The organism is Nocardiopsis protaetiae (assembly GCF_045446735.1).
In the GTDB taxonomy this organism is placed as follows: domain Bacteria; phylum Actinomycetota; class Actinomycetes; order Streptosporangiales; family Streptosporangiaceae; genus Nocardiopsis; species Nocardiopsis protaetiae.
The window spans coordinates 1-1,416 of sequence record NZ_JBJJBV010000519.1 but is presented as its reverse complement, the minus strand read 5'-3'; the positions used below and the strand labels follow the sequence as shown (position 1 = coordinate 1,416).

General features: G+C 73.3%; 2 protein-coding genes and 1 pseudogene. All 3 read right to left on the bottom strand.

Going from position 1 to position 1,416, the window contains the following annotated elements; translation table 11 throughout:
* Positions 1-34: 34 nt before the first annotated feature.
* Positions 35-595, bottom strand: a complete 561-nt coding sequence (locus ACJOT3_RS34480) for a TetR/AcrR family transcriptional regulator (RefSeq protein WP_406977326.1) — start codon at positions 593-595, stop codon at positions 35-37.
* 143 nt (positions 596-738) lie between these two features.
* Positions 739-1,284, bottom strand: coding sequence for an SDR family NAD(P)-dependent oxidoreductase (locus ACJOT3_RS34475; protein WP_406977327.1), 546 nt, complete (start codon positions 1,282-1,284; stop codon positions 739-741).
* Positions 1,275-1,416 (bottom strand): annotated as a pseudogene (locus ACJOT3_RS34470) (IS481 family transposase); the annotation flags it as partial. The gene ACJOT3_RS34475 and the pseudogene ACJOT3_RS34470, both read right to left, overlap by 10 nt.

Below are 1,416 nucleotides of genomic sequence, written 5' to 3'. Positions count from 1 at the left end.
CCCGCCCCCGCCGATGCGGGACACCACCGCCGGATCAGGGCGCGGTGAGCCTGCGCACCGCCGCCACGATCGTCTCCCGGTACTGCTCCTGCGGCACCAGGTCGCGGAGCCCGTCGCCCTCGCGCTGCCACATGTTCATGATGGTCAGCAGCAGCGCCAGGATCTGCCCCGCGCTCAGCCGGTCGGTCACCGTGCCCCGCCGCTGGGCGTCCTCGATGGCGGCGACCTTCTCCGCCATCGACCGCTCCACGGAGGGCCGCTTCTCGGCGGTGGCCCCGCGTTCGAGCGTGTACCAGGCGATGAACCGCATGACGTCCGGGTGCTCCTGGTTGCCGTCGTACAGCCGGCCCGCGTACGCGCCCAGATCGTCCGCGGTGATCGGGATCGCCTCGACCGTCTGGGCGACGATGGCGTCGTAGACCGCGTCGAACAGCCCGTCCTTGTTGGTGAAGTAGGTGTACACCAGCCCCGCGCTGACACCGGCCCGTTTGGCGAGGCGGTCCATCCGCGCCCCCGAGATGCCGTACTCGGCGAACTCGGCCAGGGCCGCCAGGAGCAGCCGCTGCTTCTTGGAGGTCGTTTCCTTGTCGCTCATGGTCCCCTCATTCTGAATGAACGTTCGATTGTCCACCGCGGGGGGTCGTGCGCGTCAAGCGGCGACGCGGTCGGCACCGGTGTCCGCGCCGGTGACGGGCGCGGTCCGGCCGAAGGGGCGCCGGTCGGGCGCCCCGGGGCGGGTCAGGGGGTGAAGCGCGCGCCGGTGAGGCGCTCGCTCTCCTCCCACAGCAGGCGGCCCTCGGCCGGGTCGTCGGCGCCGCGCGGCAGGGCGACCGTGCGGGGCGTGCCGGAGGTCTGGTCGCGCCCGGCGGGGCCGAGGAAGGCGCCGGAGGCCACGCCGGGCGCGGTCGCCGCGTACAGCGACGGCCGGGCCGCGCCCTCGGGTGAGCCCATGAGCAGGTGTTCGGCCACCGTGGTGAACGCGCGGCCCAGCGGGCCGCCGGTGTGCCTCTGCAGGTCGGTGATCGCCGCCCCCGGGTGGACGGACACGGCGGTGACCGGGGTGTCGGCCAGGCGGCGGGCCAGCTCCAGGGTGAAGACGACGTTGGCGCGCTTGGACTTGGCGTAGGCGCCCATCGGCCGGTACCCGGTCTCGCTCATGAGGTCGGTGAGGCGGCCCGAGCGCCAGGTCGCGGCGATGGCGCTGACGGTGACGACGCGGGCGGCCGGGGCGCGCAGCAGGGCGGGCAGGAGCCCGGCCGTGAGGGCGAAGTGCCCTAGGTGTATTGACCTGAGAGGTTAGGTACGCGGGAAGCGGGAGGGCCGCTGATCGCGGTGTGGAACCGGTGGTGATTGTAGTGGTGCAACCACCCCGTGAACGCCTCCCGCTTCTCGCTCTCGCTGGTGTAGGGGCGGGCG